The organism is Pseudomonas khorasanensis (assembly GCF_014268505.2).
Taxonomy (GTDB): domain Bacteria; phylum Pseudomonadota; class Gammaproteobacteria; order Pseudomonadales; family Pseudomonadaceae; genus Aquipseudomonas; species Aquipseudomonas khorasanensis.
Map to the genome: position 1 here is coordinate 802467 of NZ_JABWQP020000001.1, position 17254 is coordinate 819720.

Here is a 17254-nt window from a genome sequence, read left to right on the forward strand (position 1 = left end):
GGTCACGCTTCAGGATCGTGGGTCGAATGCGTCACGTAACGCCTCGCCGATGAATACCAACAGGGAAAGAATCAACGCCAGAGTGAAGAATGCGGTCAGCCCGAGCCACGGCGCCTGCAGGTTCTGCTTGCCCTGACCTATCAATTCGCCCAGCGAAGCGCTGCCCGCCGGCATGCCGAAGCCGAGGAAGTCCAGTGCAGTCAGGGTTGAAATCGCTCCGGTCAGAATGAAAGGCAGGTAACTGAGGGTCGCGTTCATCGCGTTGGGCAGGATGTGCCGGAAAATCACTTTGCGATCCGACAGGCCCAGGGCACGTGCCGCTTTGACGTACTCAAGATTTCGTCCGCGCAGGAATTCGGCACGCACCACGTCCACCAGCGCCAGCCAGGAAAACAGCGCCATGATTCCGAGCAGCCACCAGAAGTTCGGTTCGACAAACCCGGAGAGGATGATCAGCAAATACAGCACCGGGAGTCCCGACCAGACCTCCAGCACGCGCTGGCCGAGAAGATCGACCCAGCCGCCGTAATAGCCCTGCAATGCACCGGCGGCAATGCCGATCAGGGCGCTGACAAACGTCAGCATCAGGGCAAACAGAATCGACACGCGCGCTCCGAAGATGACGCGGGCCAGCACATCGCGCGACTGATCGTCCGTGCCCAGCCAGTTGACCGACGTTGGCGGGCTTGGCGCCGGTTTGTTCAGGTCGTAATTCGGTGTGTCATCGCTGAACGGAATCGGCGGGAACAACAGCCATCCGCCGTCCTTGCGAATCAGATTTTGCACGTACTCGCTGCGGTAGTCGGCCTGGAATGGCAGCTGTCCGCCGAATTCCTGCTCGGTGTGGCGCTTGAACACCGGGAAGTACCACTGGCCCTGATAGCTGACCATCAGCGGCTTGTCATTGGCGATCAACTCGCCACCCAGTGTGAGCAGGAACAGGCCGATGAACAGCCATAGCGACCACCAGCCCCGGCGGTTTTTCTTGAACCGTTCGAAACGTCGGCGACCCAAAGGCGAGAGCTTGAACATCAGGCATTCCTCGCGGCGAAGTCGATACGCGGATCGACCAAGGTGTAGCAAAGGTCGCCGATCAGTTTTATCAAGAGGCCGAACAGGGTGAAGATGAACAGCGAACCGAACACCACCGGGTAATCCCGCGAAACCGCCGCTTCGTAGCTCATGCGCCCGAGGCCATCGAGGGAGAAAATCACTTCGATCAACAGGGAACCGGCGAAGAACACGCTGATGAACGCTTGGGGAATCCCCGAGACCACCAATAACATGGCGTTGCGAAACACATGCCCGTACAGAACGCGGCGTTCGCTCAGGCCTTTGGCTCGGGCGGTGACCACATACTGGCGGGTAATTTCATTGAGGAACGAGTTCTTCGTAAGGATCGTCAGCGTGGCAAATCCACCGATGACCAGTGCGGTCACCGGCAGCACCAGATGCCAGAAGTAATCGGCGACCTTGCCCAACGTCGACAGGGATTCGAAGTTGTCCGAGACCAGCCCGCGAACGGGAAACCAGTTCAGCGAGGTGCCGCCGGCAAATACCACAATCAGGAACATTGCGAACAGAAATGCCGGCATGGCGTAGCCGATGATGATGGCCGTGCTGCTCCAGATGTCGAAATGACTGCCGTGATGCACGGCCTTGCGAATGCCCAGCGGAATCGACACCAGATAGGTGATCAACGTCGCCCACAACCCAAGTGAAATGGTCACCGGCATCTTTTCCAGAATCAGGTCGGTCACCGTCGCGCCGCGAAAGAAGCTCTTGCCGAAATCCAGTTGCGCGTAATTCTTGAGCATCAGCCACAGGCGTTCGTGGGCAGGCTTGTCGAAACCGTATTGTTTTTCGATGTCCTTGATCAGCTGCGGGTCGAGGCCACGGCTGGCGCGCGAGGCGTTGCTGGACGTCTCGCTTGCGCCGCCGCCCACACCCGCACCGCCAATGCCTTGCAGATGAGCGATGGCCTGTTCGACCGGCCCGCCGGGCGCCGCCTGAATGATCACGAAGTTGACCAGCAGGATGATCACCAGCGTCGGGATGATCAGCAGCAGGCGCCGCAGTATGTAACCCCACATCAGTGCGGCCCTCCGGGTCTGCTGCGACTGATTTTCTCAGCGGTCATTTGTTGATTGGTCAGCGGCGTACGGCTGATCTCCCACCAGCTTTCGATGGCTTCGTCATTGCTCGCTTGCACCGTGGGGATACCGAAGCGGTTCCACCAGACCGTCGAGGTTCCCGGCGGGTAGTAATTGGGAATCCAGTAGTAGTTCCACTGCAGCACCCGGTCCAGCGCGTGGGCGTAATGCAACATGTCCGATTGGGTCGAAGCGCGGATCAGGCCGTTAATCAAAGTGTCGACGGCCGGGTTTTTCAACACCATGTAATTGTTCGCGCCCGGATCGTTGGCCGATGCCGAGCCGAAGTAGTTGAGCAACTCGCCACCCGGAGAAGTGGTTACCGGGTAGCCAGTAACGATCATGTCGTAGTCTCGGCTCATCAGACGATTGACGTATTGCGAGGAATCGATGCGGCGGATGTTGAGCTCGATGCCGATCTGTTTCAGTGTGCGCTTGTAGGGCAGCAACAGCCGATCCATGCCGTTCTGGCTGACCAGGAAAGTGAAGCTCAGCGGCTCGCCGGCATCATTGACCAGTTGATCGCCATCCGGTTTCCAGCCGGCCTGCTCGAGCAGTTCGAGCGCCTGTAGCTGCTTGTCGCGAATAATGCCGCTGCCATCGGTCTTCGGTGCTTCAAAGACGTGGGTAAAGACCTCTTCAGGTACCTGCCCCCGAAGCGGCTCGAGGATTTTCAGTTCCTGTGGGTCGGGCAGTTGCCGAGCAGCGAGATCGGTGTTGGAGAAGTAACTCTGCTGGCGGATATAGACGTTACGCATCATCTGCCGGTTGCTCCATTCGAAATCCCACAGCATCGCCAGTGCCTGACGCACGCGGCGATCCTGGAACATCGGCTTTTGCAGATTGAACACGAAGCCCTGGGCCGATTGCGGCGCTTCGGTGGCCAGGTGAGCTTTTTGCAGGCGACCATCGCTCAGTGCAGGGCTGTCATAGCCGATCGAATAGCCTGTGGCGGAAAACTCTCGGTTGTAGTCGTAAGCGCCGCCTCGCAACACCTGCCGGGCGACGTCGGTATCGCCGAAATACTCGATGCTGAAATGATCGAAGTTATACAGACCGCGACTGACCGGCAGGTCTTTGCCCCACCAGTCGCCATTGCGTTCGAAGGTGATACTGCGCCCGGAATCGACCTTGCCGACCCGATAAGGCCCGCTGCCCAGCGGCGGTTCGTAACCGCCGCCACCGGCAAAGTCGCGACTCTTCCACCAGTGTTCCGGAAACACCGGCAGGGTCGCGATATCCAGCGGCAGGGTGCGGTTTTCGTTGCTTTTGAAGTCGAAGCGCACGGTCAGTGGCGCCTCCACTTCCACGCCTTTGACGTCGGCAAACTGCGTGCGATAACGCAGGCTGCCCTGGGTCATCAGCAAATCGTAGGTGTAGCGAACGTCTTCGGCCGTGATCGGTTTGCCATCGGCGAAGCGTGCCTTGGGATTGATAAAGAAGCGCAGCGACAGGCCGTCGTCCGAGCGCTCCATCTTCTGCGCGACCAGACCGTAAACGGTGTAAGGCTCGTCCAGCGAGCGCTGGGCCAGCGGCGAATAAAGCAGACCGTCGATTTGAGTGACGCCGATGCCTTTGTCTATATAAGGCAGCAGATGGTCGAAATGGCCGATTTCGATCGCCGAGCGACGCATCGTCCCGCCTTTAGGCGCCTGAGGATTGGTGTAGTCGAAATGGCTGAAGCCGGCGGGGTACTTGGCCGGTTCGCCGTAAACGGTCAACGCGTGTTGTGGTGCAGCGTTCAAACCGGCAGCGCCCGTGAGGAGGGCGAGGGCAGTGAGCATCAATGTCGGGAAAACCAGTCGCATCGTCAGCCTTGGAACCGGGAAATCGATAAGCGCAAGTTGTACGCGAGCGCCGCGCCACTCGCCAGCCGTATGTGTAACTGAAACACAACGGCCCACCAGAAGGCGGGCCGTTGTCAGCAATCGGACGACGAATCAGTCCTGACGGCTGGTGACTTCCAGCAGGTGATAACCAAACTGGGTCTTCACCGGGCCTTGCACGACATTGATTGGCGCGCTAAAAACCACGGTGTCGAATTCCTTGACCATCTGGCCAGGGCCGAACGAACCCAGATCACCGCCCTGACGGCTGGATGGGCAGCTGGAGTTGGCTTTGGCGACTTCAGCGAAATCAGCACCGCCTTCGATCTGGGCCTTGAGTTCGTTGCACTTGTCTTCGCTGGAAACCAGGATGTGGCGGGCAGTGGCTTTAGCCATGGGAAATCTCCGATCTGTTTCAATAAAAGGTGGAGCGTACCGGAATCAGTCGGTGAATTCTCGGCAAAGTTCATTTTGTGTCCGCCGAGATTATTCACAGATCCGCATCTTTGAGGCGCAGCGCATGTTCGACGTACAGCCCGATTGGGTCAGGCTCAGGAGCCACCAAGCCGACGCTGCGCCGCACGCTGCCCAAGTGGTCCACCGGATAGTCGGAGCGGATCACCTGGCCCAGGTGAGAGCTGTAGCGCCCGACGAACCCGTCGTTCTGTTGCGCTTCGGTCGTGAAATATCGTGACAATGTCCGGCATATCCCTTGAACTGGATTCAGAGCCGGCAGCGTGTTTTGCGGTACGACGCCGCTCCAGGAGTAATACCGGACCCCGTTGACCTGGCCGGGGCCTTGGCCGCCCCAAGTGTGCGGCAGCCCCTGCGGAAATTTGTCGTTGAAATGACCGACTCCGACCGTGGTTAGTGCGTTGAGGGCGGCCAGTGCATTCTGCGTAAATTCAGCGCTGCCGCTGATCAGCGACAGCAAGTCGGCAAATTGCGTCGCCACGTTCTGTGCGACGGCTTCGGGCAGCTCGCCTGGAACCAGTGCCTTGCGCAGGCAATCGGCGAGTTCGGAACCATGGTTCGGGCCACTGACCGATGTGACCGAGGCGACAACGTCTGGTGCAAGCGCCGCAGCGTATCGGGCAGCCAGTGCGCCCTGACTGTGTCCTATGAGGTTGACTTTCTCTGCGCCTGTGCCTCGCAGCACACACTCAATCTGTGCCAGCAGTTGCTCACCCCGCATTTCGTTGCTGTGGGTGACAGAAAGGTGGGGAACAAACAATCGGCTGCCAGCTGCTTTCAAAGCGTACTTGACGTCATGAAATAGCTCGAAATGACCGATACGCTCGAACCCGAACAGACCGTGAACCAACAGGATGGGGTAACGGGTAGTAGCATTCCGTTGCATGTTCTTACCTTTTTCGTAGAAGTTCATCGGGGGAATCACGGCGTCACTCTAAAACACTCACCTCGATGAAGAAGTACGAAGGGGCATCACGTTGCGATTGAAAATGGACTATGAGCTGTAGGCCATTTCGGATACCTGTGAAATCCGAATCGGAAGTTCATGGCGTCATTTGACGCTATATATGCCTAGGTGCTCGGCTTGCCTACCGCATCCGTAGCGTTTGAGCCGTAGTTGGAAGGCATTGGGCTGACATCAAAAACTTTTGGAAGGGTTCTGAATGTTGGCTGGCGATGCCGTTATGAGGGACGGCACTTAATCCAGGAGAGTCGGCGGTCAGGCGCATCAAGGTGGAGGCGTAACCGCAGCCAGCAAGCCCTCCGTGCTCTTGATGAGTGGGAGGGCGTATCGAGATCAGCTTCTCACTTGTCTGAGGCGTTGGGCTGCAGTGGTCAGTAACTGCTCGGTGGCACCGAATCCGAGGCATCCATCGGTGACCGACACCCCGTAGCGCAATGGCGCGCTCAACGGCTGGCAGCCTTCGAACAAGTGGGATTCGAGCATCATGCCGATCAGGGAGTGATCGCCTCGCAGCCGTTGTTCAAGCACATCGTTGAACACGGCTGGCTGGCGCAGCGGATCTTTCCCACTGTTGGCGTGACTGCAATCAACCATGATGCGCGTCGGGATCTTGAGCCGGTTCAGCTCAGCGTTGATTTTGGTCAAGCTGTCCCGATCGTAGTTCGGTCCATGGTGACCACCGCGCAAAACCAGATGAGTGTCTGGATTGCCAGCCGTCTGAATGATCGCTGGATGTCCCTGGCTGTCCACGCCGAAATGCCGGTGCGGGTGGGCTGCCGAGCGCATGGCGTCGACAGCGATGGCGGCACCGCCGTCCGTACCGTTTTTGAACCCGACGGGCATGCTCAGACCACTGGCCATTTCCCGGTGAATCTGCGATTCGGTGGTGCGAGCGCCGACGGCCACCCAACTGAGCAAGTCGTCGAAGTAACTGGCGGCCATCGGTTGCAGCAGCTCGGTGGCCACCGGCAATCCAAGACGCAGCATTTCCAGCATCAGCTCGCGCGACAGCGTCAGGCCTGCAGCCATGTCGTCAGTGCCGTCCAGGTGAGGATCGTAGGCGAGACCCTTCCAGCCGACCGTGGTGCGCGGCTTTTCGACGTAGGCGCGCATCACCAGCAGCATCTCGTTGCTCACGTCTTTGGCCAGAAGGGCAAGTTTGCTGGCGTATTCGAGCGCCGATTGAGGGTCATGGATGGAACAGGGGCCGACGATGACCAACAAGCGTGAGTCTTCACCGTTGAGAATTGCGCGAACGGCCTGGCGGTGGAGCGCGACTTGCTGATTCAAGCCATTGCTCAGCGGCAATTGCTGTTTGAGTTGCAGCGAGCTGGGCAGGCGCAGGGTCAGGGCTTCGTTGGCGGAGTTGAGTGCGGAAGGTGGCAAAGCGGAAGCGGAAGCGTTCATATTCGGATTTCCTGGGCGGGCGGCGGGTATTTCCCGCTCACTCGGCCCTACTGGGGTGTTCGACAATGGGCCGTACTGGCTACGAGTGTGTGCTTGCCACCTGTGGGTGACCGATCGGAGGCGGCAGGCTGTCCCGAGCGGAGGCTGGTAAATCGCCAGGCGCTAAAGCTGTCGTAACGGTAATAAGTGGCGTGATTCATTGTGTGTTCCTCAAAGTGGTCGAGTGTGGAGCTGAAAGATGCGGGCCTGAAAAAACAAAACCCCCGGTCGGGAAGCCGACCGGGGGTTGAGATATCTCTGGTAGGCGACCCGTTTTTATGGGCGCCGTTTGGGTATCAGGCGCGCCAATGGCTAAACCAATACCCAAAATAAAAGCTCGCGGGAGTGCAGACTTCATTCACCCGGACAGCCGCACTCGAGCGCGAGGCGCTTACGATGCGTGACTGTAAAGAAGGGTTGAACATGGTGTCGTCTCCGTTGGATGCAGCGAGCTTACTCGACGCGAATCCCGGTCAGCAATCAGAAAATGCTATTGCCGGGTGTTCAAAACGGTTATCGGTGAAGCGGAGCGAGGGTTATGGCAAACTTTCGCTTTGTATTCAGGAACGGTGCGAATGAGCTATTGCATGCGTCGTGCGGGGGATGAAACGCTTTCTTTCGCACGAGACCTGACCCGCCAGAACATGCTTCGCTACTTCCTGACGCATGATTTGTTATGGCAGGACGAGGCTTTTGACACAGGCTGGCGGTATCGTGACAACTTGCTGATTGTGCAGGACGAGGCGGCGATAGGTTTTGTAAGCCTGAGCCATGATGCGCGGGCGCTTTACATACGCGAACTGCAGATTGCAAAGTCCTGTCAGGGGCGGGGCGCCGGTTCCTGGGCAATCGATCAGGTAATCGACATGGCCCGTCAGGCGCGACGCCCGGCCTTGCGACTGACGGTATTCATAAATAATCCCGCGCAAGCACTGTATCTGCGAAAAGGACTACGTATCGAGGGCAGGGACGAGTGTTTCCTGAGGATGCAGCTTGATTTGGATGCTGCTGTGCTCTGAAACCCACAGCCGGCAAGCCCTCTATGATGAAATGAAACTTTTTAAATGCGGCTTTCCGCTAGGTCTGTCTGGCACTTTTTGCTAAGGTGTCCGGCATCCCAATAAGACCATATCGCGAGGTGTCTGCTTGATTAGGGTGCTAGTGGTCGACGACCATGATCTCGTTCGTACAGGCATTACACGGATGCTGGCCGATATTGACGGTCTGCAGGTGGTAGGTCAGGCCGAGTCAGGTGAAGAGTCCCTGATCAAGGCGCGTGAATTGAAGCCTGACGTCGTGTTGATGGACGTAAAGATGCCCGGTATCGGCGGTCTGGAAGCCACGCGCAAGCTGTTGCGCAGTCACCCCGACATTAAAGTGGTTGCTGTGACTGTGTGCGAAGAGGACCCTTTTCCGACGCGATTGTTGCAGGCAGGGGCCGCTGGTTACCTGACCAAAGGCGCGGGCCTGCCGGAGATGGTTCAGGCCATTCGGCTGGTCTTCGCCGGACAGCGTTACATCAGTCCTCAGATTGCCCAGCAGCTCGCGATCAAATCATTTCAGCCGACCAATGATTCACCGTTCGATGCCCTGTCGGAACGTGAAATCCAGATCGCGTTGATGATCGTCGGCTGTCAGAAGGTCCAGATCATTTCCGACAAATTGTGCCTTTCACCCAAAACAGTGAACACTTACCGTTACCGTATTTTCGAGAAGCTATCGATCAGCAGCGATGTCGAGTTGACACTTCTTGCGGTGCGTCACGGCATGGTTGATGCCAGCGCCTGACCATGACTGAAACATTCGATCCCAGTGCTTTCCTGTCGACCGTCAGCGGTCGCCCCGGCGTTTATCGCATGTTCGACAGCGAGGCGCGCCTGCTGTACGTGGGCAAAGCGAAAAACCTGAAGAAACGTCTGGCGAGCTACTTTCGCAAGACCGGGCTGGCGCCGAAAACGGCCGCCCTGGTTGGCCGGATTGCCCAGGTCGAAACCACGATTACCGCCAACGAAACTGAAGCGCTGTTGCTGGAACAGACGCTGATCAAGGAATGGCGCCCGCCTTACAACATCCTGCTACGTGACGATAAATCGTATCCCTACGTATTTTTATCGGATGGGCAGTTCCCGCGCCTGAGCATTCATCGCGGTGCAAAGAAAGCCAAGGGCAAGTATTTCGGGCCCTATCCAAGTGCCGGCGCCATCCGGGAAAGTCTGAGTATTCTGCAAAAAACCTTTTTCGTCCGTCAGTGCGAAGACAGTTACTACAAGAACCGTGCTCGGCCCTGTCTGCAATACCAGATCAAGCGCTGCAAGGCACCTTGCGTTGGCCTGGTCGAGCCTGAGGTCTATGCCGAAGACGTCCGCCACTCGGTGATGTTCCTCGAAGGCCGCAGCCACGCGTTGACCAACGAGCTGTCTACCGCGATGGAAGAGGCTGCGATCAACCTCGAGTTCGAGCGCGCGGCCGAATTGCGCGACCAGATCGGATTGTTGCGCCGTGTGCAGGACCAGCAGAGCATGGAAGGCGGTACCGGCGATATCGACGTTATTGCCGCGTTCGTCAATCCCGGCGGTGCCTGTGTTCATCTGATCAGCGTGCGCGGCGGGCGTGTGCTTGGCAGTAAAAACTTCTTTCCGCAGGTCGGGATCGAGGAAGACGTCTCCGAAGTCATGGCGGCGTTCCTCGGTCAGTACTACATCAGCAGCCCCGAACGCGACTTGCCGAGCGAGCTGATCGTGAACGTGGTCCATGAAGATTTCCCGGCGTTGATCGAAGGCATCCACACATTACGTGGACGCGAACTTGCGATCAGCCACAGGGTGCGTGGGACGCGGGCGCGCTGGCAGCAACTGGCCGTGACCAACGCTGAGCAAGCACTGGGGGCGCGTCTGGCCAATCGTCAACACACCGCCGCGCGCTTCGAAGCGCTGGCCGAGGTGCTGAACCTGGATGAGCCACCGCAACGCCTGGAATGCTATGACATCAGTCACTCCAGCGGGGAAGCAACCGTTGCCTCTTGCGTGGTGTTCGGGCCCGAAGGCGCGATCAAATCGGATTACCGTCGCTATAACATTGAAGGTGTTACCGCTGGCGATGACTACGCAGCCATGCACCAGGCGCTGACCCGGCGATTCAGCAGGCTCAAGGACGGCGAGGGCAAGCTGCCGGACATTCTGTTGGTGGATGGCGGCAAAGGCCAGCTGTCCATGGCCCGGGATGTACTCAACGAACTGGCCGTGCCGGATCTGATCCTGTTGGGCGTCGCTAAAGGTGCCACCCGCAAGGCCGGCTTCGAAACGTTGTATCTGAATGATGCAGCCCATGAGTTCACATTGCGCGGCGATTCGCCCGCGTTGCACCTCATCCAGCAGATCCGCGACGAGGCGCACCGCTTCGCAATTACGGGGCATCGCGCCCGTCGCGGCAAGACTCGTCGGACATCGACGCTGGAAGGTGTCGCAGGGGTAGGGCCGACTCGCCGTCGCGACCTGTTGAAACATTTTGGTGGATTGCAGGAGCTGTCTCGTGCAAGCATCGAAGAGATCGCCAAAGCCCCGGGGATCAGTAAAAAGCTCGCTGAGTTGATTTATGCGAACCTGCATAGCGAGTAGAATGCCCCTTCACCTCGTAGCCAGTTGTGCCGATGAATATCCCTAATTTGATTACCGTTCTACGCGTCCTGCTCATTCCGATCTTCATTTTGCTGTTTTATCTGCCGTACCAATGGAGTTACATGGCCTCCGCCTCGGTGTTTGCCTTCGCGGCCGCAACCGATTGGCTGGACGGTTATCTGGCACGCCGGCTGGAGCAAAGCACCCCGTTTGGTGCATTCCTCGATCCGGTCGCCGACAAGCTTATGGTCGCTGTAGCCCTGGTGTTGCTCGTGCAGGAGCACGGCAATCTCTGGCTTACGCTGCCAGCTGCTGTGATCATCGGCCGCGAGATCGTCGTTTCGGCACTGCGTGAGTGGATGGCCGAGCTCGGTGCCCGGGCACATGTTGCCGTTTCGAATCTGGGTAAATGGAAAACCGCTGCACAAATGCTCGCGCTGGTAATCCTGCTGGCCCATCCAAAGGCTTTCACTTTTTGGGTCGTGCTCGGTTACACGCTGTTGATGGTGTCCGCAGGCCTGACCTTGTGGTCGATGGTTCAATACCTTCGCGCCGCCTGGCCGCATCTGAAGACTGACGTCGAAAAGAAATAAAACTTTTTTGAATCAAGGGGTTGACGGGGCTTCTTAATTCTATAGAATGCGCCACACCAAGCGGGAATAGCTCAGTTGGTAGAGCACGACCTTGCCAAGGTCGGGGTCGCGAGTTCGAGTCTCGTTTCCCGCTCCAATTTGTACAGTCTTTGTTGTTGCGCTACTGACAACGAATACTTTGAGGCCGAGTAGCAAAATGGTTATGCAGTGGATTGCAAATCCACCTACGCCGGTTCGATTCCGACCTCGGCCTCCACTATCAAAAGCCCCGTAGATCAGTGATCTACGGGGTTTTTTGTTATCTGCAGAAAAGTGGGGTGTTCCGCAACCGTCGACTGGGCTACTCAGTCACACCACGCTCCAGTCTTGATATGGCTGGCACCTTCCACAGTCAGATTCGAGAAGAAGATGCAGCCGATAAGGCGTGCGAACAGCGTCAATGTGTCTGCGAGATCCGGGTTATCAAACAGAACAGCCCTTGAATCCAGTGCACATAGCGCCCCCCAAAGTCTGCCATCCGGCAGGAACACCGGCGCTCCTGCATAGCTCTCAATCGAATACTGCTTCACGACCGGACGTGAGGAGAGCCTTCCATCCTGGCTGATTTGAGGAAGAAAAAGGACTTGAGGATCTCTTCGAAACTCACTGCAAAGCGTAGTTTCCAGATCCAGGGTATCGCCGACGTTTATTCCAAGTTCGATCGGATCGTACGCGGAGCAGACGATCCATTCTGTTTCTGTAAATTTTGCAATGCCGGCGAAGCGCGTACCGGTCAGGCGGGTGACGAGCTGCAAGATATTGGTGGTTGCTTCGATCTCGGCGATTGCCGAGCGCTCCTCTGGACTCAAGGAAGCCTTGAGAACTGTGTCACTTATTTGCATACGGTCGAAATCTCCTGATTGCTTGTACATCCCTGAGCTGAGCTCTGGTGACTTGGGGGGGAGTCAGCGCCTGTGACACGCGGTTGTTTGGAAAGGAAGCGTGCTGATTCCGGATGATCTCCGATTCCGGTGTCAATCTCTAGCGTAGACACATCGTTGAGTTCCGGGTTGCCTGATCATCACCATAAACGGTAAAAATCTTGAGTGCGCTGAGCAGAGGTGGTTTTAACCTGTTGATATTCCAGTATTTAGTCTTGGAATCAGGGCCTGATCGTAAGAGTCTGGCTTCAACCTCGGCCTTCGCTTCAAGCAAGCTACGTAGATCCATGATTTAAAAACGTTTGTATTCCCATGGGCAGCAAGATTTAGTCTGCAAAATGCCCACTGCGAACTTGCTTCACCGGGACGTGATGTATATATTCCCCGCTCGGCTTTTCAAGCAGCCGTCCTGACGGGATCGCGACCGCGAAGCTGATCAGAGCAACACCGCGCTACCGCCCGAATGGCGAAACTGGTAGACGCATGGGACTTAAAATCCCCCGCTCGTAAGGGCGTGCCGGTTCGATTCCGGCTTCGGGCACCATGAATATCAAGGGCTTGCATGACATACCTCATGCGAGCCCTTAATTCTTTTTTCCGCAATCAAAAAATCTTTTCCGCAATTCGTGACCGTTAGTCACCTCGTAGGGGTGACCTTCATGCCCTTTCGCATACGGATGTACTGTTCTGTCATCCCTACGGTGGTGTGCCCAAGTTGGTCCCGAGCTTCTCTGATGCTCCCTGTTGACTCCTCTTTATCCGTGGCCGCTTTTGCTCGTAGGTCGCGCATCTGAAATTCTGCTTTTGGAATCCCGGCTGCTTCCCTGGCGTCATCGAACCTTTTTCTGAGCATGCTGGTCGTCATCGGCTGCCCAGAGTCGATTACTACCAGGCGTGTTGATCTGATTTTCTGTCCGGCCTTTCGCGCCATGATTCGATCGATTACGACTTTGAGCTCACCAATGATTTCGATCCTTCGTTTAGCCCCAGTTTTGCCTTGCTGGACGGAGAGCTTTCCGTCCTTTATGTCCCGCTCATCCATCTTCAATGTGTCAGCGACCCTCTGACCTGTTAGATAGAACAGGTCCAAAGCATCTCTTAATGGCTGATCGGCATGCTGGTAGGCTCGGGCTAGGACGTCGTCTTCAACATATATGTCGCGACCGGTTTCTTTATTGCCCTTCACGCCTGAGCAAGGATTTGCCAAGGATGTGTAGCCGTTCTCGCGAGCGAAGTTCCAAATGGAGCTAAGTAACGCTTTTTCCCGATTTGCACGAATAGGAGCTGCCTTACCGCGATGACGAAGGTACTGGCTGACATGTTTCGGTTCGATTGCTTCTAGAGGGGCCGGTGGGTCGTTGAAGAACAGGAGAAGATTTTTCAGTTCGCGCGCGTTGTCCTTCTGGGTGGCATGGGCTTTCGTGGGAACCACCTCATTCATATAAAGCTCGGCCACGTACGCAAAGGTAAGTACGGTTTGTGTCAGAGCTTGAGAAACGCGGCTTTTTTCGAGCTTTGCGTACTCCAAGATGGCTAGGCCGTAATCTGTACCCAGCGGGATTTCCTTGCGTGGTTTCCCGCCAGTGTCATAAAGGTAGTAGGTGGTGTTGCCGCGTTTTCTCTCGCGCAGGCGAGGAATGCTTCCCGGCTTTGTTGGTCTTCGTCCCATTTATCCCACCAAGCGTGGCTGCCACGTCGGAATTTCTGGCGCGTTTGTAGTTACCCCTGTTAGCGCCGAGGCAATCACGCAGGGCCAGCCATTGCGCTTGATGGTGTGACGAATGCCATTACGCTTCAGTACAGTAATCTGACCGGCTTTAGTTTTGGCTCCAGTCAACTCGCAGACCTGCTCATGGCTAAGAAATTGAATGTTCATGCTGCCTCCTTGCTAGGAAATACAGCGCGCTTCGAATGCGCTTGCTGTGCGACTTTGCGGCCCTCGATTCCTGGTTGCAGCTGCGCAGCCATCGTAAGTGCCTGTTCACGCATAGATCGGGCATCACGCTCGAGCTTCTTGCCGGTACGAAAGGCGCTGAAGGTTTCGGCGGCGATCCGCAGCAACTCGCCGATGCCGACCAGCGTCTGGTGCTCGGCCGGGCCGAAGAGGGGGGCTGCTTCAAGTCGTTTGCAGGTTTGTGCCAAGCGAGTGTGATCGGCCCGGATGAACTGCAGGGAGGCCCGAAGCTCGCGGATGGTTTTGGCGCTTGCGGCGCGTTGGATGTCTTCACCCTCGCGCAGGCCGGTCTCCAGGCCATCGCTGCGGCCTATGATGTAACCGCCCCAGAGCAGCAGGGCGGCCAGAGCTATCAGGATGATCAGTGCACTGATTTGTATTGGGGTCATCATGTGGTGTGCTCCTAGGATTATCGTTGACTGGTGGTGACAGCCGTCAGTGGTGTGGGGGCCGTTTGGCGTTGGCCGTCCTGCTGTCGCTGCATATCTTCATCAGCCTTGTAGGCGCGGATGTCGATCAGCGAGGCAACATGGCGGATGTGCGCGTACTTCAGCGCCTTGCGGCTGGTGTCCAGCGTGGTTATGGGAAGCTGGATGCGGCCGCTGTTGATCTCCGTCACGAACGACTGCTCGTTGAGATTGCGAAAGTACTGCTCGCGGACTTTTTCTAGCGGGATCAGGACATCACCGAAGATTCGATAGAGCAGTTCGACGGTGGCCGATTCAGGCGCCGGATGCAGGCGAAGCGGGTTCTGTGCAACGTTACTCATGGACTTGTCGAGCCTCCTTGCGTTGTTGTCGTGCGGGGTGGTTCCAGGCGTTCAGGCAGTGGCGTCTGGTCAGCTCGCGCAGATGTTCGGGCACTTCGAGGAGCGCGGCGTTGCGCTCCTCGCGTGTGCGCATGGCAACGATCTGGCGGGCGTACTCCCTAGGCCACGTCACGGCGATCTGCCGGGATGGCAGGAAGATCGATGTCCAGCTGCTCGGCCAGCCAGCGGATGCCGGCTTGCATGACGCGGGTCGACTGGCTGTACTGCATTCCGCATTTTTCGTCATACCAGGGGCTGTCCTTGATCCGCAGGTACGCTTTGTCGCGCTTCGGGTCCGCCGGCAAGTTTCCCTTGAGCAAACCTTTTTCCCGCATGAGAGCGATCAATTTGGGGCGAGTGAGGCCGAGTTGTGCGGCTGCTTGGGCGAGGGTGCGTTCCATATCGTCCTCCTCATGCCGCGTGCGCAGCAGGAGTGGCCGCTGCAGCAAGGTGGTTGATGGACTCAAGGAGCCTTGCGTAGATCTCGGCATCGGGGTCGTACAAGGTAAAGCAGCGCGTATGCGGACTCTTGTTGCCGATGCTCAAGATCGCGGTGACGCCGCGGCGTGTATGAGTGCGATGCAGCGCCACATGCAGGGGAAGTTCAAAACCCATGTCGAGGCTCAGCACGCCGCCGGTGTGCACCAGTTCGAACACGCGCTGCTTGTCCTGGACTTCAAAGCGACCGTATTGACGATCGGCATGCGGGAGAGGCACCAGGTCGCTGGAGTTGCTCGCGTCGAACGGACCGTTGGCAATCTCTTCAATGAAATCGGCCAGTTTGAGGTGCATCTTCTTGTCGTTTGGCAGGGTTAGCGTGTGGCGTTCGCTGCCCAGTTCGACGACAAAAGTGCTTTCCACTGTGCCGCGCTCAGCCTTGAGACGGAATGCCAGGCATTCACGCTTCGGTGCTGTGCGCAGGACATGGTTGAAGGTCTCGGTCAGGTTGACCTGGGCGTTGAGCAACTGCAGGGTGCGGTTGTCGATCTTGTACTTGATCATGCTGCGTGCCCTCCACCGTTCGGATCGATAGGAGAGGGCTGGCAGGACTTGGCGACAAGCTTGGGTTTGCTGTTATGAATGACGACCAGACAGCCCGTGGCGAGCTGCAGCTGTTCGATCAGTTTGCGATTGCTGACGCATGCAGGATGGACATGTAGGGATGCGGTGGCGCGCATGGTGATGCCTCACTGTGGTTGGAGAGTGAGGCAAGTAAACAATCTGTTTGGTTTTTGGTCAACACATTTTGTTTGGTATCAGATCAAAGAGGGGCCTTTCAATGGACGTATTGATGACCACCAAAATATGCGGCCAAGAATTACCACCCGTTGAGCCATGATCTGATCGAAGTCATAGTCTTCGTCAGCGTATTCCTGTGAATTGAAGCTCCTCATCTTGATGCCGTTGGCAGTACGTTGAAGAAACTTAATCCGAAAATGCCCGTCGTGGTCGATTGCGTACATTTCGCCGTCAACGATTCGCGTCATTCCCGTATCAATGCCGACTGTCGCTCCCGAAAGAATCAGTGGGTGATTACTGTTCCCGCTGTTGGTGGCAAATACAGCGTTTGAGGGATCTACTCCGCAAGTCCTCATCGTAGCTCGTGAAAAACGAAGCTTGGGCCCAGCGATCTCCTGAACCTCTGTACGCGCAACCTTTCCGGGCCCAGAGGATAACTCCACTTCCTTGTACAACCTTAGCTCCACCTCGTCATTGTCTATTGGTGTTTCTGAGTCCCAAGGAGCCATTGGCTCCAGCACGTAAAGCGGCGAATCGTTAGCAGCCGGGCGTAATGGGTTTCGCTCAGTGCTCTTGGTCCGCATTGGTACATCTTTCCCTTCTAGCCACTCGCGCTCCACGACAAGTGTCAGCGCAACTTCGCCGACCATGTACGCGGGGACGCCCCTAGCTTTCCAGTTCGTGATGTTCTGGTCGTTCTCGAGATCGAGAATTCGAGCGAGCTGGGCCCCCGTCAATCCGGAGTCTTCGAGCGCTTCACGAAAGCGTTGGCCTTTGAGGTTTTGCGTTTGTTTACTCATAAACAGAATGTTACAGCGCTTGCATTCAGATGATAACAAACGTATTGTTTGGTTCTGCCGTTCAAATTGTTTGGTATGGATAACGTCATGAGTACACCTGCTCAGATATTCGATTTAGTACTGCAGGTTGCTGAGGCCTCCGGCAAAAGCCCTTCCCAGCTTTCGCGAGAGTGCAAAATCAGCCCTCAGAGATTCTTTAATTGGCGTCGGCGAGGTATCCCAGTCGCACAGGTTCGACATCTGTCGAAAGCACTTTCTGGAGCGCTGCTACCTCATCAGCTTAGGCCGGATTTACCCGAGATATTCCCAGCCGAATCCGACGCTGAAATACAAGCTGCATAGAAAAAAGGCGACCCAAGGGTCGCCCAGTTTCTCCCGACAGCATCACCACAATGCTATCGGGTCGCGATGTCAGAAGGCGAGCACACCACATGCCGCCGACTTTCATCGCGTTTCCAAGGCT

General features: G+C 56.8%; 18 protein-coding genes and 3 tRNA genes. 7 read left to right on the forward strand and 14 right to left on the reverse strand.

Going from position 1 to position 17254, the window contains the following annotated elements; genetic code table 11:
- Nucleotides 1-9 precede the first annotated feature (9 nt).
- The 6 genes from HU727_RS03785 to HU727_RS03810 form a co-directional block, all read right to left on the reverse strand.
- Nucleotides 10-1032, reverse strand: coding sequence for an ABC transporter permease (locus tag HU727_RS03785; RefSeq protein ID WP_186528343.1), 1023 nt, complete (start codon nucleotides 1030-1032; stop codon nucleotides 10-12).
- Nucleotides 1032-2093 (reverse strand): microcin C ABC transporter permease YejB, encoded by a 1062-nt coding sequence (locus HU727_RS03790; protein ID WP_186528344.1) that lies wholly within the window; start codon nucleotides 2091-2093, stop codon nucleotides 1032-1034. The genes HU727_RS03785 and HU727_RS03790 overlap by 1 nt, the downstream gene beginning before the upstream one ends.
- Entirely contained in the window at nucleotides 2093-3961 is a 1869-nt protein-coding gene (locus HU727_RS03795; RefSeq protein ID WP_186528345.1) for an extracellular solute-binding protein, read from the reverse strand. Before HU727_RS03795 ends, HU727_RS03790 begins: the two co-directional genes overlap by 1 nt.
- 132 nt (nucleotides 3962-4093) lie before the next feature.
- Nucleotides 4094-4375 carry a peptidylprolyl isomerase gene (locus tag HU727_RS03800; protein WP_039758565.1) on the reverse strand — a complete coding sequence of 94 codons (282 nt, stop codon included), beginning with the start codon at nucleotides 4373-4375 and terminating at the stop codon, nucleotides 4094-4096.
- Nucleotides 4376-4469: 94 nt separating this feature from the next.
- Nucleotides 4470-5339, reverse strand: a complete 870-nt coding sequence (locus HU727_RS03805; protein ID WP_186529252.1) for an esterase/lipase family protein — start codon at nucleotides 5337-5339, stop codon at nucleotides 4470-4472.
- A 411-nt stretch (nucleotides 5340-5750) separates the two neighbouring features.
- Nucleotides 5751-6824 carry a 3-deoxy-7-phosphoheptulonate synthase gene (locus HU727_RS03810; protein ID WP_186528346.1) on the reverse strand — a complete coding sequence of 358 codons (1074 nt, stop codon included), beginning with the start codon at nucleotides 6822-6824 and terminating at the stop codon, nucleotides 5751-5753.
- 614 nt (nucleotides 6825-7438) lie between these two features.
- On the opposite strand from HU727_RS03810, the gene HU727_RS03815 reads away from it, so the two are divergent.
- The 6 genes from HU727_RS03815 to HU727_RS03840 all read left to right on the forward strand — a co-directional run bounded on the left by HU727_RS03815 (nucleotide 7439) and on the right by HU727_RS03840 (nucleotide 11326).
- Entirely contained in the window at nucleotides 7439-7882 is a 444-nt protein-coding gene (locus HU727_RS03815; protein WP_186528347.1) for a GNAT family N-acetyltransferase, read from the forward strand.
- A 127-nt stretch (nucleotides 7883-8009) separates the two neighbouring features.
- Complete coding sequence (gene gacA / locus HU727_RS03820) at nucleotides 8010-8651, forward strand: response regulator transcription factor GacA (protein ID WP_024012761.1); 642 nt, start codon at nucleotides 8010-8012, stop codon at nucleotides 8649-8651.
- Between the two features lie 2 nt (nucleotides 8652-8653).
- The gene (gene uvrC, locus HU727_RS03825; protein WP_186528348.1) at nucleotides 8654-10477 is read left to right on the forward strand and encodes an excinuclease ABC subunit UvrC; all 1824 of its coding nucleotides are present in this window, start codon (nucleotides 8654-8656) and stop codon (nucleotides 10475-10477) included.
- A 32-nt stretch (nucleotides 10478-10509) separates the two neighbouring features.
- Nucleotides 10510-11070 (forward strand): CDP-diacylglycerol--glycerol-3-phosphate 3-phosphatidyltransferase, encoded by a 561-nt coding sequence (gene pgsA / locus HU727_RS03830; RefSeq protein WP_186528349.1) that lies wholly within the window; start codon nucleotides 10510-10512, stop codon nucleotides 11068-11070.
- Nucleotides 11071-11130: 60 nt separating this feature from the next.
- Nucleotides 11131-11206: transfer RNA gene (locus HU727_RS03835), tRNA-Gly, on the forward strand.
- A 46-nt stretch (nucleotides 11207-11252) separates the two neighbouring features.
- Nucleotides 11253-11326 (forward strand) — tRNA-Cys (locus HU727_RS03840).
- Nucleotides 11327-11414: 88 nt separating this feature from the next.
- Here HU727_RS03840 and HU727_RS03845 read toward each other — a convergent pair.
- Nucleotides 11415-11951 (reverse strand): GAF domain-containing protein, encoded by a 537-nt coding sequence (locus HU727_RS03845; protein ID WP_186528350.1) that lies wholly within the window; start codon nucleotides 11949-11951, stop codon nucleotides 11415-11417.
- Nucleotides 11952-12447: 496 nt separating this feature from the next.
- Between HU727_RS03845 and HU727_RS03850 the strand changes: the two genes are divergently transcribed.
- A tRNA-Leu gene (locus HU727_RS03850) sits at nucleotides 12448-12534 on the forward strand.
- A 93-nt stretch (nucleotides 12535-12627) separates the two neighbouring features.
- On the opposite strand, the gene HU727_RS03855 is transcribed toward HU727_RS03850, so the two are convergent.
- The 7 genes from HU727_RS03855 to HU727_RS03885 all read right to left on the reverse strand — a co-directional run bounded on the left by HU727_RS03855 (nucleotide 12628) and on the right by HU727_RS03885 (nucleotide 16791).
- A complete protein-coding gene (locus HU727_RS03855) occupies nucleotides 12628-13659 on the reverse strand; it encodes a site-specific integrase (RefSeq protein ID WP_186528351.1) in 1032 nt (343 codons plus the stop codon).
- Nucleotides 13660-13866, reverse strand: a complete 207-nt coding sequence (locus tag HU727_RS03860) for a DUF4224 domain-containing protein (RefSeq protein ID WP_186528352.1) — start codon at nucleotides 13864-13866, stop codon at nucleotides 13660-13662.
- Nucleotides 13863-14336 (reverse strand): hypothetical protein, encoded by a 474-nt coding sequence (locus HU727_RS03865; RefSeq protein ID WP_186528353.1) that lies wholly within the window; start codon nucleotides 14334-14336, stop codon nucleotides 13863-13865. Before HU727_RS03865 ends, HU727_RS03860 begins: the two co-directional genes overlap by 4 nt.
- A 17-nt stretch (nucleotides 14337-14353) precedes the next feature.
- Nucleotides 14354-14713: a pyocin activator PrtN family protein gene (locus HU727_RS03870; RefSeq protein WP_186528354.1), complete on the reverse strand. Its 360-nt coding sequence runs from the start codon at nucleotides 14711-14713 to the stop codon at nucleotides 14354-14356.
- Nucleotides 14714-14871: 158 nt separating this feature from the next.
- Complete coding sequence (locus HU727_RS03875; RefSeq protein WP_083368984.1) at nucleotides 14872-15153, reverse strand: phage antirepressor KilAC domain-containing protein; 282 nt, start codon at nucleotides 15151-15153, stop codon at nucleotides 14872-14874.
- A 10-nt stretch (nucleotides 15154-15163) separates the two neighbouring features.
- Nucleotides 15164-15754 carry a hypothetical protein gene (locus HU727_RS03880; RefSeq protein WP_186528355.1) on the reverse strand — a complete coding sequence of 197 codons (591 nt, stop codon included), beginning with the start codon at nucleotides 15752-15754 and terminating at the stop codon, nucleotides 15164-15166.
- Between the two features lie 254 nt (nucleotides 15755-16008).
- Entirely contained in the window at nucleotides 16009-16791 is a 783-nt protein-coding gene (locus HU727_RS03885) for a S24 family peptidase (RefSeq protein ID WP_108224734.1), read from the reverse strand.
- Between the last annotated feature and the right edge of the window lie 463 nt (nucleotides 16792-17254).

Excerpts from the sequence above, each read along its gene's own strand:
- HU727_RS03810 (WP_186528346.1), bottom strand. The coding sequence starts at position 6,824 with ATGAACGCTTCCGCTTCCGCTTTGCCACCTTCCGCACTCAACTCCGCC.
- HU727_RS03785 (WP_186528343.1), bottom strand. The coding sequence starts at position 1,032 with ATGTTCAAGCTCTCGCCTTTGGGTCGCCGACGTTTCGAACGGTTCAAG.
- HU727_RS03880 (WP_186528355.1), bottom strand. The coding sequence starts at position 15,754 with ATGATCAAGTACAAGATCGACAACCGCACCCTGCAGTTGCTCAACGCC.
- HU727_RS03815 (WP_186528347.1), top strand. The coding sequence starts at position 7,439 with ATGAGCTATTGCATGCGTCGTGCGGGGGATGAAACGCTTTCTTTCGCA.
- HU727_RS03790 (WP_186528344.1), bottom strand. The coding sequence starts at position 2,093 with ATGTGGGGTTACATACTGCGGCGCCTGCTGCTGATCATCCCGACGCTG.
- HU727_RS03845 (WP_186528350.1), bottom strand. The coding sequence starts at position 11,951 with ATGCAAATAAGTGACACAGTTCTCAAGGCTTCCTTGAGTCCAGAGGAG.
- HU727_RS03860 (WP_186528352.1), bottom strand. The coding sequence starts at position 13,866 with ATGAACATTCAATTTCTTAGCCATGAGCAGGTCTGCGAGTTGACTGGA.
- HU727_RS03865 (WP_186528353.1), bottom strand. The coding sequence starts at position 14,336 with ATGATGACCCCAATACAAATCAGTGCACTGATCATCCTGATAGCTCTG.
- HU727_RS03875 (WP_083368984.1), bottom strand. The coding sequence starts at position 15,153 with ATGGAACGCACCCTCGCCCAAGCAGCCGCACAACTCGGCCTCACTCGC.
- HU727_RS03855 (WP_186528351.1), bottom strand. The coding sequence starts at position 13,659 with ATGGGACGAAGACCAACAAAGCCGGGAAGCATTCCTCGCCTGCGCGAG.
- pgsA (WP_186528349.1), top strand. The coding sequence starts at position 10,510 with ATGAATATCCCTAATTTGATTACCGTTCTACGCGTCCTGCTCATTCCG.
- HU727_RS03800 (WP_039758565.1), bottom strand. The coding sequence starts at position 4,375 with ATGGCTAAAGCCACTGCCCGCCACATCCTGGTTTCCAGCGAAGACAAG.
- HU727_RS03885 (WP_108224734.1), bottom strand. The coding sequence starts at position 16,791 with ATGAGTAAACAAACGCAAAACCTCAAAGGCCAACGCTTTCGTGAAGCG.
- HU727_RS03795 (WP_186528345.1), bottom strand. The coding sequence starts at position 3,961 with ATGCGACTGGTTTTCCCGACATTGATGCTCACTGCCCTCGCCCTCCTC.
- HU727_RS03805 (WP_186529252.1), bottom strand. The coding sequence starts at position 5,339 with ATGCAACGGAATGCTACTACCCGTTACCCCATCCTGTTGGTTCACGGT.
- HU727_RS03870 (WP_186528354.1), bottom strand. The coding sequence starts at position 14,713 with ATGAGTAACGTTGCACAGAACCCGCTTCGCCTGCATCCGGCGCCTGAA.
- uvrC (WP_186528348.1), top strand. The coding sequence starts at position 8,654 with ATGACTGAAACATTCGATCCCAGTGCTTTCCTGTCGACCGTCAGCGGT.